Origin of the sequence: Aquimarina algicola (assembly GCF_006443095.1) — a bacterium.
In the GTDB taxonomy this organism is placed as follows: Bacteria; Bacteroidota; Bacteroidia; order Flavobacteriales; family Flavobacteriaceae; genus Aquimarina; species Aquimarina algicola.
This window is the reverse complement of sequence record NZ_VFWZ01000002.1, coordinates 431,995-444,957: the sequence shown is the minus strand read 5'-3', so window position 1 is coordinate 444,957 and position 12,963 is coordinate 431,995. Positions and strand designations below refer to the sequence as shown.

Here is a 12,963-nt window from a genome sequence, read left to right as displayed (position 1 = left end):
AATTCAAGGAAACGAAAGATGATAGAGAGTATTTCATTTTTAAGGTTTTTTAGAGTTTGATAATTAAATTCAAATATTCGTTTAAGTTAGAAGATATAAGGATGCTAGTTCACATGTTAGGGGGTGTACTTTGAAAACTGTTAATACAGATGGGTAGGGACTTCATTAAATGACAGAAATTGGGAGTGTCACAATAAAGTTTCAATAGTACATTTTTAGTAAAAAGCACCCTAAATATCTTCTTGCTTGGGGTAACTAACCCACAAACTCAACTTAACTATGACGGTAATAATGTTTCATTTAGTCGCATTTTAGGGTTTAAGTAATTTTTAAATTTTAATAAAAATGATGATTCGTTATCATCAGAATCGAACTTTTTTCTTGATTTATTTGATGTTTTATCTTTCCATGAATTTGTTTCGAAATTGTATTTTATTATTTCGGTCACTAACTCAATTATTCCTGAATGAGTACGTAATTTTGATTCGACTAAAGCATCAATAGTATTTTGAATTGATGCCTTTTGACTCTGATTTAGGTTGAGATAGATAGGAAGTGATTCTAATTCAACCATTATCCTTTGATGATTCCTTTGTGATGAATACTCCTCGTGGGGCGAAGGGTTATAAGTTGAATTGACCACAAATAGCATTCGTCTTTTATGAACTGTTTTTATAGCATCATCAATAGATTTACCTTCATTAAAGAGATTTATTGACCATTTATAGATTGTGGTTTCGTATTTTTCTCCATTTGCCAAGTTGTCCATAAACTCATTGACATTCATTTTTATTGACTCAATGATCGATGAAATGAATTTATTTCTTTCTTGGTCTTGTTCTGAATTTTTCATAGCATTCTTTTGGGGATTATTAATATCATTAAGCTTATTTTTTATTTTCGTATTCCTTCAAGAACTTTGTATATAGTTCTTGAATCTTGTCATTTTTAGCGTTATGTACTTTAAGTAAACATTCCACAGCTCTTAGCAAATCATCTCTACTTGTATCAATTGACTTTATTTTCTGAGTAAAATAGAAATGTGATAATCCAAATTCTTTTGCTGCTTGTTTTATTTCATTTACACTTAATTCTTTTCTAATAGCATGAGCTAATTCTGGTAACCCCATTTAATTAATGTATTTTTTGTAATTTTACTTGGTAAAATAGCAAGTTAATACACCAAAAGTATCTAAACATTTCTAAATATACAAAACAAATCTAAACTTTTAAAAACATTTCTAATGTTTTTTTTATTTAACTAATACACAGATCAAATAACTCATAAAAATGACTTCTGGAGAAAGAATACTATTCGTGATTGAATACTTAAAAGTTTCAAAAAATAAATTTTCTACTAAGATGTTAGGGTTATCAGCTAGCACCAAAGTTGATCATATTATTAAAGGAAGAAATGAGATTACTCCAGATTTTGCAAAAGAAATTTGTGCGGTAGTTCCAGAAATAAGTTATAATTGGTTATTGAAAAACGAAGGTGATAAATTTGTGAAAAATCATGAAAAATCTAAACTTGAAAATGTTGCTAGTGACAGTGATATAAATGATTTGGCAAATACTGTTGTGGAATATGAAGATCAACTAATGGAAATTCCTAAAATTCAAAAGTTGGTTGAGCGACACGCATTGATTAAGCTAAACGAGATGTTACCTGAAATAATTGATAGAATTTATAAGGCTAAAAGTAAGAGTTCATAAAATGTGTTGTTTCAAAAACAAATGATTAAACTCTGAATATATGAGGTTTTTTAATGTAATCTCATCTAAATTAGTTTTAGCTATTACGTATTGCATTTTGGTGATATTTTTCCTAAGTTTTTCTTCTTCTTTTAATAACTCGTCATTTAGTTTTTCGTCAAGATCTTGTTGAACAAAGTCTATTTCGTCTAACAAATACTTTTCAAAATCAGAATCACTGATCTTACCTTCCTTATGATTGGAGACAAGATCATTATGACTCTTAATTCTTTTGATTACTCTATTTAACATTGTGGCTCGCCTTAGTTGTTGTTAGTGCTTGTGCTTGCTTTGTGTATGAAGAATCTTATTTCCCTTTACTTAATTTTGTTTTCAAATAGCTAAGACCACTGTTTAAGACGTTTTCTCTATGTTTACTTAACATCTTTATAGACTCTATATAATTTGTAGCTCTTCTATAAATCAAAATTGAGATTGCACAAATGAAAAGTGAAAGAAATACATATGCCAGAAAGTTATAATTTACATTAGGTATAAAAACCCAACTACAATAAAAGATGGCGGATACAAAAGGGGAAATTAAAGCATATCTTAAGTGATGTTGAATCGATTTGTATCTATTATCACTAGTGCCAACTGAAATAGCAAAGAGTACACCTATAGTAAGTAATAATATACTTAGATGTACTCCAAATGAATATAAGAATGATTGGACACTTGTGAATCCAAATATCTTTTCTTCTAATTTTTCAAATTTTACAAAAGAATGAAGAAAAGGAACAAGCCCGCTAAATAGAATAAAAAAATATCCTAATCTCTCTATGAAAAATAAATGCTCGGTTTTTGACTCATTTAATTTTTCAATCTGATCCTTGTCCTCCGGGTGTTTCAACGTTTTCTTTATCGATTTTGTTGAGTATGCCTTCATCTTCGGCTGATCCTTGTTGCCCTCCTGGTGGCTCAACATTGTCTTTGTCAATTGCGAATTTAATTCCTGTTTCATCGTTTAAATCACTTTTTTCACAACTACTTAAAAACAAGATAAATGCCATACTTATTAAATAAAAAATCTTTTTCATTTTGTAATCTATTTTGGTTATTAATTACAAAATACCAATAATAGACTACAACCAAATACTAATGTGAAAAAAAATTATTTTCTAAACATATTGTTAGCATAATCGATATTACTCTTAAGTTAGTTATATTAGTTACTTACGCAAAGAAAATAAAAATGGGGAAATATTAGTTACGGGTTTACCTCGTATTTTTTTCTAAACATGTGTATACATTTCAAAATATAATAAACATTTCAAAACATTTTGAAACTTGATGATATAGAGTTATTTATGGTATAGCCTTGCATTGAAGAGTGGGTAGACCATATTTTATTTGGATTCTTTTTATAAAATTCTGCTGAATTTTGGAACTTAAAATAACTCAAAATTTAACATAATCTTAGTTATTAAATTTCATTTTTCAAATAGAATGAAGTTATTAAACGTCTAAAAGTTAATTATAATATCATCACTTTTCTAATTGTTAAGGGCAAAATTGATGTTGTTTTTAGATTATTTAATTCTCCTTGGAATATGAGTTAAGTTAAAATTATATTTTGATAAAGATGGATATACATTAGTTATGCTGGGGACTAACTAGTTGTCTCTCCAATTGGTTTCTAATTCTACGTGAATAGTTCCTTTTCTACCACAATAGGAAATTTCTTTTACGATATTTGCATCCGCCAAATATCCACAATCTTCATACCTAATTTTTAAATTATTGTCGTTGTCGACTTTTCGTTGAAGATCTTCTAAGGTGTTTTCATAGATTTCGGTAGTAAAAGAAAGATGATCCTTAATTCTTGGTACAAATGGCATTTCAAATTCAAACGTTACATCTTTATCACAGAATTCAGCAGGATTATGAAAGTGTATATTTATAGTATACATAATTTTTTATTATTTATTAAGCAGGTTAAAACGATTATTTTAAATTGTCTAATATTCTTTTACGGAAATTTTTTTGGTGTTCCTTTGCGGATGCAACTCTATTTTCCCAATATAAGTCTTCATCTTTAAATATATCATTAGTAATTAATTTTGGAGTTACCCATTCTGGAGCTATTTCATTCTTATTTATAAAACCCCTTAATTCTTTAGAAAAGGAAGGGTATGTTAGGTTATCTATTGCTGTAAATACTCGATCAACCACTTCTACAATTAATCTCTGCATTTCTTCATTGTTGATCCTGCTTAATTCATTCCAAGATATTTCTCCTTTAGGAGTGATTATTTTTACATCTGAATAATCACCGGTTTTCGTATATGGAGATACCCCTTTATGTAAATCTTCTAAATAAGAATTTCTGAAACATTCTAAGGTAATTTGTTTTGCTAAGTTTTGAAGGAACTTATCGTGCTTAGGGTCGTTTTTGAGGTAGCTGCTATTAATAATTTTTTTGTTCATTTGAAATATGAGTTTTTCAATCAATTTTTATTGATAAGCAATTTATATTTTATTAGATTATGGTCAATATATTTTCTATATTTCATTTTTAATTGAAGGACGTTGAAATTCTGATAAATTAATCAAAAGGTACGTAAGATTTACGTACCGCAGAAACGTACCCATTTGTATGGATTTGTACAGATTTGTATTGATTTGCGAACAAGAATAACTGTAAAACCCTTATAAACAGGCAGCTAAAATAATGACCTTGTAGGCTCATAACCCGAAGGTCGCAGGTTCGAGTCCTGCTCTCGCTACTATAAAAGCTAAAACGTTGAAATTCAATGTTTTAGCTTTTTTATTTTATGTTAAATTCACTATTGAAACTTGATTTTTTGCCTTAAAAACCGTGTGATCGTCGTCCCATCCACCCGAAGGTCGCATATTCAATTCTAATACTAATAATAAATTTAAATTATTGATTATTAGTGTTTTATGTGTTTTTCAAGTGGTAAGTAGAGCTACTTCATTTAATATTGGTGGGAGGTTTTGGTGGGCGGTATTTTTGTATTTGATTTCAAATATATTCCTATTACGGAAATGTGTAAAGTATTAAAAGGATTGAACTGTCTTTCAAAACTTTTTCAAATTATGTGACTTTTAAATCAAAGTGGTGTCAAATATTAAAATATTAAATAATTCTACATGAAAAAAGTAAAAGTAGATTTTAGATATCTGACACCAGAGTTAGTATCCAAAATAGTTGTAGCCTATCCTAATGGGTTTGCAAATTGTGATGTAATGACTTTTGCTCATGCTGCAAATGAGGATATTGAGATGATAAAATTAGAAATTGATGATACGTTATATTTGATAAAGAAGTCTGCTATTGACGATGCTTTAGAGTTATTTGATGATGATTATTTTTCATCTCTCCAAAGAAAAGATGAAGCTTGTGATGCCGAATTTTGTGAATAGTTTTAGAACTACAGGCTACAATTTGATTCAAATAAGAGTTGTTTTTTGATTGATGCAGTGCAATCCTAATTAATTAGTGATTGTGTGAGGCCAGATCCCCATTCTGGCCTTACTATTTATAATTTAAAAGAAGATAAATGATAAAATACAAAAGCACTATTCGAGTAGAACATAAAGACGAAATAATATCCATATTAAATCAACAATTAGCTGATACTTTTGATTTATACAGTCAATTAAAGCAAGCCCATTGGAATGTAAAAGGGCTGCAATTTTATGCATTACATTTACTTTTTGATGATTTAGCTAAGGAGATTCTTGATCATATTGACAACATTGCAGAAAGAGTTGTATCATTGGGTGGAATTGCTAAAGGAACGTTGAGAATGGCGGCAAAAACCTCTAGGTTACCTCATAGCCCTGAGACTTTTGATAGTGGTGAATTCACTATTAAAAAATTAGTAGAGCGTTATAATACAATTTGTGAATCTACTAGAGTAGCTATAGAAAGCATTTGTCTATTAGGTGACAAAGCAACAGCAGATCTTTTCACCGGAGTAGTTAGAGGGTTAGATAAAAGTTTATGGATGTTACAATCACATCTTTTATAATAATCTCTGTTGGCAGATGTATTTTTTATCTTAAATTGTTAGTATAAAAAGATAATGGCAAGAAAAGATAATACTTCATATAAAAAGACAATAGGGCTTGCTCCCGGAACGATTTTCTATACTGGGGAAAAAACTTCTAGCGATTTATATATTGAAGTTTTTAAGTATAATAAAGAAACCTATGAAGAAAAGGAATTGGATGCTATTGAAGCAGCTTTTTCATATAATACAGCCACGCATATAACATGGATTAATGTAAATGGATTGAATCATACAAAAGTCATAGAAAAAATAGGAAATCATTATGGTCTTCATCCTCTAATATTAGAAGATATTGTAAATACACAACATCGTCCTAAAATTGATGAGTATGAGAATTATCTCTTTGTTGTTCTTAAAATGTTATATTTTGATAAAAATGGAGAACTTGTTATTGAACATATAAGTTGTGTTTTAGGAGACAGTTTTGTTATATCATTTCAAGAATCAGATGGAGATGTTTTCGATCCTATTAGGAGTAGAATAAGAAATAATAAAGGGAGAATAAGAATAATGGGGTCAGATTATTTGTTATATACACTAATGGATGCTGTGGTAGACAATTATTTCAACTTAATTGAAGTCATGGGAGATAAGATCGAAGAATTAGAAGATGAACTCTTCGAAAAAAAAGATGACAATGATATTACGTATGATATTCAAAATCTAAAGAGAGAAATCCTTAGAATAAGAAGAGCAGTATTTCCGTTACGTGAGGTGGTAAACCGTCTAGAGAAAATTGAGCATAAGTTGATCGTTAAAAAAACACGATTTTACCTTAGAGACTTATATGATCATATTATTCAGGTTTCTGAAAATGTAGAGATTTATCGTGATATGATATGGGGATTAATGGATATGTATATGACGACCATTAGCAATAAGATGAATGAAGTAATGAAAGTACTTACAATTATTGCGACAATTTTTATACCACTTACTTTTTTAGCCGGAATTTATGGGATGAATTTTGAAAATATTCCCGAACTTAAATATAAGTATGGATATTATATATTTTGGACGGTTCTTTTAATCATATTTATAGGCTTGATTGTTTATTTTAAGCGTCGTAAATGGTTATAAATCTAAGTTTAATAGTTGTTATCTTCTTAAAACTAAATCAAAATGAATAAGCGAATTATGGATATTCGCTTTTACCAATTCACCATTATCATAGAAATATTTGTTTTTCTTACCATTATGCAAAGTGAGTTCGTAAATATCAGTATTAATTTTATTGATGCTTCCATTATGTCCTGTATATTCTGAAAAAACTTTTTTAACATCAGTAGGCTCATCAAAAAAAAGCCGAATACCGCTGTAACTAATCTTTTCATTTAGTTTCTGCTGTTTTTTATTTTTTGTAGTAATAACATATGTAGAGTCTAGCCATTTAATACTAGATGAGTGATGCGATTTCCCGTTTATAAAATTGTTAACACTGGCGTAGTTTAATTGATTACGATCATACTTTGCATTAATAGTGTATTTCATATGGATATTTACTAGCAACTTTACTTTCATGTCTACATGGTAATTATATATTAGGTTTTCTCCTTCTTTTAATTTTGAAACTTTTAATATACCAAGTGTATCTTTTTTAGAAAGAATGTCATATGTATTTGTTTGAGCAGAAATGGATAAACTAGCTATTAGTAACATTAATAAGGATATGTACTGTTTTTGATTCATATAAAAACTAATTTAATCTATTATCAAAACCATTAAATAACAAGTTATGAAGTTTGGTAAGTAAAACCAGTTCAGATTTATTTCTTTTAGAAAATGAAGTAGCAATGGCATCTGCCGCTTCCATTATTTTTTGGCATAAGTCATCCGAAAAATCATTCGATCTGTTTTGGTAATAAGTTTTAAAAACTTCAAAAGCATCTTCAGAAGTTGTTTGTTGTCTAATTAATTCCCGCATAGTTTCATAAATCACCTCTTTACTTTCATTTTTATTGAAAGAATGCGACCAGTATTTTTCAACATATAATACAATCTTACGCTTTTCTTCAATCACCATCTTCTTGTCTGCCATCGCAACGGCATAAAAAAGATGGGCAAGTTTTTGATAAAACTCTTCATTTTGTAATTGTTCTGGTATCATTAATTCTTATTTTGATGAAAGATATATAAAAATACGAAACCGCCGTAAAAAGCGGTTTCGTTTGGTTTAACAAATGAATCGGTTGTGATTTAAAATGTTAATTGAATTGGGGCTCGTTATTTTCTAAACCACTCCCTGAGCCAACATCGCGTCGGCAACTTTTACAAAACCTGCAATGTTTGCACCCTTTACATAATCTACATAACCATTGTCTTCAGTGCCATATTCCAAACAAGATTTATGGATATTAGACATAATTTGCTGTAGTTTTTGATCAACTTCATCTCGAGTCCAATTATAGCGTAACGAGTTTTGTGTCATCTCCAATCCTGAGGTTGCCACACCACCTGCATTTGATGCTTTCCCTGGCGCAAAGAGGATTTGTGCTTTGTGAAACTCAGCAATAGCTTCTGGGGTACTAGGCATATTTGCACCTTCACTCACACAAATACAGCCATTTTTGATAAGGACTTTTGCATCTTCACCATTTAGTTCGTTCTGGGTTGCGCAAGGTAAGGCAATATCGCAAGGGGCTTTCCAAGGTGTTTTGCCTTCATAGAATTTAGCAGATGGGTACTTCTTTTCATACTCCTTGATTCTACCTCTAACCACATTTTTGAGGTGCATTACATATTTTAATTTTTCTTGATCAATGCCATCCTTATCATAGATGTATCCCGAAGAGTCGGATAAGGTTATTACTTTTCCACCCAACTGGATTACTTTTTCTGCGGCATATTGAGCTACATTACCAGATCCTGAAATTGCAACGGTTTTTCCTTTTACTGTTTCTTTTTTTGTTGCTAGCATACTTTGAGCAAAATATACTGTACCGTAACCGGTGGCTTCAGGACGAATTAGAGATCCTCCCCAACTTAAGCCTTTACCTGTAAGAACTCCTGTAAACTCATTTTTGACTTTACGATACATCCCAAATAAATAACCGATTTCACGACTACCTACACCAATATCTCCTGCTGGAACATCTGTATTTGGACCAATATGCCTATAAAGTTCACTCATAAAACTATGGCAAAAACGCATAATTTCATTATCCGATTTTCCTTTAGGATCAAAATCGGAACCTCCTTTACCACCGCCCATTGGTAGAGTAGTAAGACTGTTTTTAAACACCTGTTCAAATGCCAAAAATTTAAGAATACTCATATTCACAGTAGGATGAAAACGCAAACCTCCTTTGTAAGGGCCAATCGCAGAGTTCATTTGAATACGATAGCCACGATTTACCTGAATTTCACCTCTGTCATCTACCCAGGGTACTCTAAAAGTAATTGCTCTTTCTGGCTCTACCATTCTAAGTAAAATATTTTTACCATTATAGATTTCTTGGGATGCTATAAAAGGGATCACCGTCTCTGCAACTTCTTGTACTGCTTGTAAGAACTCTGGTTCGTGTGTGTTTCGAGCCCTTACTTCTTCCATAAAAGTTTCTATTTTGTCTTTCACGTTTGTATTATTTTAGAAAAGTGTTGAATTATTTGCTCTAATAGGATGAATAAAAAAGCACTCACGGTTTTTATAGCCCTATGAGTGCTTTTAATCACTAGTTGAGCTTGAATTATTCCTCTATTGAAAGTGAATCGGTTTCTTCTTCAGATTCTTCGATTTCACTATCTTCTTGGTTTGAATCATACTCTTCTTCAGACTCTATATTTTCTTCCTTTGTGTCTTCTTCAGACGATGGAGCCTTTTTTTCGGTTCTTAGTTTTACCGAAGGTTCCTCTTTTTTAGTTTCTCTACAGGAAAGCAAAATCAGTGAAAAGATCACTAGTAGTATCGATATTTTGTTTGTTGTTTTCATCGCTGACATCATTTTAGGTTTAATCCAACAACTCCAAATCAACAATAGTTCTAACATCATATTCTTGCTCATCACCATCTTCATCGACTTCTGTTTCGGTTTCAGTAATGAAAGTGATGTTAAAAGTTTTTCCTATAAATTTTTCACTACTTAGATTAAACTTCTCAAGAACTTCGGAATTAGCTTTAGAGAATAGTACAACATCCTCTTCATTTTCTTCATTGGTGTAATTAAAAGTGAAGTGCTCCCCATCAAAACCCTCGAAGACTCCGATAATGGTTTCTGTTTCTTCACCTGACACCTGTGTTTTTGCGGTTAGGGTGCAACAAAATAATGCAAGTAAAGCGAATACTACGTTTTTTGAATTTTTCATAATATGTAAGATTTAAGTTTTATATTATTTTTAAAAAAAACCAGATTGTTATCACTTCAAGTCTGGTGCTTTTAGTAAATCATCTCTTAGATACTTACACGTGATGGTAGCTTATATTATTTTTCTTTAATTATGACACATTTTCGTTTATAAAGTCACATCAATTATTTAAATTTTTTGAATTTACGCTAGTTCTAGTTTTTCAATTTTGAAGGAAACAAAATCTTCGTCATCATCTTCAACATATTCTGAATAAGTGATTTCAAAACTTTTACCTTTACATGTGTCCGATCTAAGATCAAATTTTTTGATCGCAAAACGGGACACTTCTTCAAAGACAATGGTTTCGCCATTTTCCATTTCAAATTGAAAGTACCCATCATAGTATTTTTTAAATACTCCGTACTCTACATTCTGATTAATAATAACTCCATTCATATGTATTGATTTTAATAATTAATCTTACACGGTTTGAAAAGCGACTTTACTACTTTTCGGTCAGATTTACCGAGGTATGCTAAAGTATGTTTCCAGTATACCCATTCAATTTTATTGAACTTATGGGGTTCGTTGAGTAAAAACGACTTGTTGGCATTTCTGCAAACAAAATAGTGTTTAGAGAGTTTTTGATTATTGCCCCAATCAAAAGTTAAAGAATCATAGTAGTCCAGATCCTGTTCTGAAAGATGAACACCCGTCTCTTCGTAGGTTTCTCTAATAAGAGCATTTTCAGGAGTTTCTCCCTTTTTTAAAAATCCCCCAACTAATCCATATTCAAGTTTGTTGCTGATCTTTTGAAATACTAATAGCTCATCCCCTTGACACACTATCAATCTTGATTTCTGTTTGTGTTTTTTGATTTTCATAGGCCATCAATTTGTTTCGTTTCCACTAAATTTTGTAATGGTAATTTTTTAATATGGATTCCATTTCTTTTTCTCCTTTTTCAATTTGTACTGCTAATTGCCATAGTTCTTCATCCAACAATCCAATCAAAGGTTGTTTTACTTTTGATATATATTTGAAAGCTTTTATTAATTTTTTATCCCATGATTTATGGTATTTTAGAAGATCATCAGGATATACAATTTTCCTTCTGGTTCCTTCGTCAATTCCTCTAAAAGGTTTTTCAATATTTAGATATCCATAGTCGTCAGTTAGTTGTTCTCCCGGATGAATATCTCTGACTGCTAACTCAAAATTATAGGCAGTGGTAAGGCAATTGGCGTTGAAACTATGATTCACAAAACGTCCATTATCCCAACATAATACAAGATTACCCAGATTGTTTTTATAAGCATATGTTTCTAAAATGTTTTTATAAATGGGCTCTAATGCATGGTATTGATTTGGGGTGAACTCACGATCAAACTTATCTAATACCCATGTGATTGTTCCCTTTGGAATTAACTCTTTGGCTACCACTCCATAACCTACTTCATCACTTATGAATTGTATTTCCGTATTGGGATGTATCATCTTTTAAATTTTAATTTCTTTTCTATAGCTTCAATCATAATGTTAGCAATATCTAATCCGGTTGCATTTTCTATACCCTCCAGACCTGGGGATGAATTTACTTCCAATAAGAGAGGGCCTTTATTAGATCTAATTATATCCACTCCGGCCACCGGTAAATTCAATATTTTGGCTGCTTTAATGGCGAGTTTTCGCTCTTCTGAAGTGATTTTAATTTTAGAAGCCGAACCTCCTTGATGGATATTGGCACGAAATTCTCCTTTAGCTGCTTGTCGTTGCATAGATGCTACTACTTTACCATTGACTACAAAACATCTGATATCCTGCCCATTGGCTTCTTTAATAAATTCTTGTACTAGAATGTTAGTTTGCACACTTTTAAAAGCATTGATTACACTTTCAGCAGCTTTGTTGGTCTCGGCGAGTACCACGCCCTTTCCCTGAGTGCTTTCCAAGAGTTTGATAATTAACGGTGCACCATTAACCATTTTAATGAGGTCTTTGGTATCCAATGGAGATTTCGCAAATCCTGTAATAGGAATATGAATATCATTTTTGGCAAAAAGTTGGGTAGCTAATAACTTATCTCTGGATTGTGTGATCGCTTCAGCAGAATTTAAACAATAAGCCCCCATTGAATCAAACTGTCGAATTAAAGAACAAGCATAGAATGTTACCGAAGGTTTTATCCTAGGAATAATCGCGTCAAATTCATCAATAATATTTCCTCCTCGATAACGTATTTCAGGCTCAGCTGCGTCAAGCTTCATATACGCTTGCTCAACATTGAGAAATACCATTTCGTGACCTCGAGCAATACCAGCTTCTATAATACGCTTGTTACTATACAATTCGGGATTACTAGCCAATAGAGCAATTTTTAACCCTGATTTTTCCTTAAGGAAGGGTTTATACTTTAATTGAATATCATCAGAAGTAAAGTTCTGTTGTACAAAACTTATAGATGGGTTTACGATATATCGATTTATTAAAGCTTCACGCCCTAATAACATTCGGTATTCCATCGCGTCACGATTGGCCAATGTGAGTTCAATATCAAATGTGATTCCACCAAGAGTTACAGGGGTTTTGATCACAAAACGTTGTTCCGAAATTCCAGATGAACTTTTCACTACACGCTTATCATGCAATTTAGTCTCGCAAGTGATCACGATACTTCTGTTATCCTGAATAGGGTTTACCTCGAAGCGTACCCATTCCTCCGTTCCTTTATGGATAAGTTTGATGTTGTTAGCTTGAATAGAAGAGGTTTTGGCCCCAGAATCCACTCTTGCTTTGATTGCTGGAATGCCAAACTCTTCAAAGACACACCATTCTTCGCTTCCGATTACTTTTAATTCGCTATTTATTGTAGTTTCAATCA

Annotated in this window: 19 protein-coding genes; 4 read left to right on the top strand and 15 right to left on the bottom strand. The window is 31.4% G+C overall.

Features of this window, described 5'->3' with window-relative positions:
- Positions 1-277 precede the first annotated feature (277 nt).
- Entirely contained in the window at positions 278-853 is a 576-nt protein-coding gene (locus FHK87_RS05745; protein WP_140591250.1) for a hypothetical protein, read from the bottom strand.
- A 34-nt stretch (positions 854-887) separates the two neighbouring features.
- Positions 888-1,130, bottom strand: coding sequence for a hypothetical protein (locus tag FHK87_RS05740; protein WP_140591247.1), 243 nt, complete (start codon positions 1,128-1,130; stop codon positions 888-890).
- Positions 1,131-1,290: 160 nt separating this feature from the next.
- Between FHK87_RS05740 and FHK87_RS05735 the strand changes: the two genes are divergently transcribed.
- Entirely contained in the window at positions 1,291-1,716 is a 426-nt protein-coding gene (locus FHK87_RS05735; RefSeq protein WP_140591242.1) for a hypothetical protein, read from the top strand.
- Here FHK87_RS05735 and FHK87_RS05730 read toward each other — a convergent pair.
- The 4 genes from FHK87_RS05730 to FHK87_RS05715 form a co-directional block, all read right to left on the bottom strand.
- Positions 1,711-2,007 (bottom strand): hypothetical protein, encoded by a 297-nt coding sequence (locus FHK87_RS05730; RefSeq protein ID WP_140591239.1) that lies wholly within the window; start codon positions 2,005-2,007, stop codon positions 1,711-1,713. The genes FHK87_RS05735 and FHK87_RS05730 overlap by 6 nt on opposite strands.
- Positions 2,008-2,576: 569 nt before the next feature.
- Positions 2,577-2,795: a hypothetical protein gene (locus tag FHK87_RS05725; protein WP_140591231.1), complete on the bottom strand. Its 219-nt coding sequence runs from the start codon at positions 2,793-2,795 to the stop codon at positions 2,577-2,579.
- A 576-nt stretch (positions 2,796-3,371) separates the two neighbouring features.
- Complete coding sequence (locus FHK87_RS05720) at positions 3,372-3,668, bottom strand: hypothetical protein (RefSeq protein ID WP_140591228.1); 297 nt, start codon at positions 3,666-3,668, stop codon at positions 3,372-3,374.
- A gap of 34 nt (positions 3,669-3,702) precedes the next feature.
- On the bottom strand, positions 3,703-4,185 hold the full coding sequence (locus FHK87_RS05715; RefSeq protein WP_140591225.1) for a hypothetical protein: 483 nt from the start codon (positions 4,183-4,185) through the stop codon (positions 3,703-3,705).
- A 687-nt stretch (positions 4,186-4,872) separates the two neighbouring features.
- Here FHK87_RS05715 and FHK87_RS05710 point away from each other — a divergent pair.
- The 3 genes from FHK87_RS05710 (at position 4,873) to corA (ending at position 6,878) form a co-directional block, all read left to right on the top strand.
- Positions 4,873-5,145: a hypothetical protein gene (locus tag FHK87_RS05710; protein WP_140591221.1), complete on the top strand. Its 273-nt coding sequence runs from the start codon at positions 4,873-4,875 to the stop codon at positions 5,143-5,145.
- A 137-nt stretch (positions 5,146-5,282) separates the two neighbouring features.
- Positions 5,283-5,756, top strand: a complete 474-nt coding sequence (gene dps, locus FHK87_RS05705; protein ID WP_140591219.1) for a DNA starvation/stationary phase protection protein Dps — start codon at positions 5,283-5,285, stop codon at positions 5,754-5,756.
- Between the two features lie 54 nt (positions 5,757-5,810).
- On the top strand, positions 5,811-6,878 hold the full coding sequence (gene corA / locus FHK87_RS05700; protein WP_140591216.1) for a magnesium/cobalt transporter CorA: 1,068 nt from the start codon (positions 5,811-5,813) through the stop codon (positions 6,876-6,878).
- An 18-nt stretch (positions 6,879-6,896) separates the two neighbouring features.
- Here the strand turns inward: corA and FHK87_RS05695 are convergent, their stop codons facing one another.
- From FHK87_RS05695 to rimK, 9 genes are all read right to left on the bottom strand, one after another.
- A complete protein-coding gene (locus FHK87_RS05695) occupies positions 6,897-7,487 on the bottom strand; it encodes a DUF6134 family protein (RefSeq protein ID WP_140591213.1) in 591 nt (196 codons plus the stop codon).
- Positions 7,488-7,494: 7 nt separating this feature from the next.
- On the bottom strand, positions 7,495-7,905 hold the full coding sequence (locus FHK87_RS05690) for a hypothetical protein (RefSeq protein ID WP_140591211.1): 411 nt from the start codon (positions 7,903-7,905) through the stop codon (positions 7,495-7,497).
- 123 nt (positions 7,906-8,028) lie between these two features.
- The gene (gene gdhA, locus FHK87_RS05685) at positions 8,029-9,372 is read right to left on the bottom strand and encodes an NADP-specific glutamate dehydrogenase (RefSeq protein ID WP_140591209.1); all 1,344 of its coding nucleotides are present in this window, start codon (positions 9,370-9,372) and stop codon (positions 8,029-8,031) included.
- A gap of 112 nt (positions 9,373-9,484) precedes the next feature.
- Positions 9,485-9,727: a hypothetical protein gene (locus tag FHK87_RS05680; protein WP_140591207.1), complete on the bottom strand. Its 243-nt coding sequence runs from the start codon at positions 9,725-9,727 to the stop codon at positions 9,485-9,487.
- Positions 9,728-9,746: 19 nt separating this feature from the next.
- Positions 9,747-10,028 (bottom strand): hypothetical protein, encoded by a 282-nt coding sequence (locus FHK87_RS05675; RefSeq protein ID WP_140591205.1) that lies wholly within the window; start codon positions 10,026-10,028, stop codon positions 9,747-9,749.
- Between the two features lie 255 nt (positions 10,029-10,283).
- Positions 10,284-10,538 carry a hypothetical protein gene (locus tag FHK87_RS05670; protein WP_140591203.1) on the bottom strand — a complete coding sequence of 85 codons (255 nt, stop codon included), beginning with the start codon at positions 10,536-10,538 and terminating at the stop codon, positions 10,284-10,286.
- An 11-nt stretch (positions 10,539-10,549) separates the two neighbouring features.
- Complete coding sequence (locus FHK87_RS05665) at positions 10,550-10,966, bottom strand: NUDIX hydrolase (protein WP_140591200.1); 417 nt, start codon at positions 10,964-10,966, stop codon at positions 10,550-10,552.
- 25 nt (positions 10,967-10,991) lie between these two features.
- On the bottom strand, positions 10,992-11,579 hold the full coding sequence (locus FHK87_RS05660; RefSeq protein ID WP_140591198.1) for an SET domain-containing protein: 588 nt from the start codon (positions 11,577-11,579) through the stop codon (positions 10,992-10,994).
- A complete protein-coding gene (gene rimK / locus FHK87_RS05655; protein ID WP_140592706.1) occupies positions 11,576-12,949 on the bottom strand; it encodes a 30S ribosomal protein S6--L-glutamate ligase in 1,374 nt (457 codons plus the stop codon). The genes FHK87_RS05660 and rimK overlap by 4 nt, the downstream gene beginning before the upstream one ends.
- Positions 12,950-12,963 lie beyond the last annotated feature (14 nt).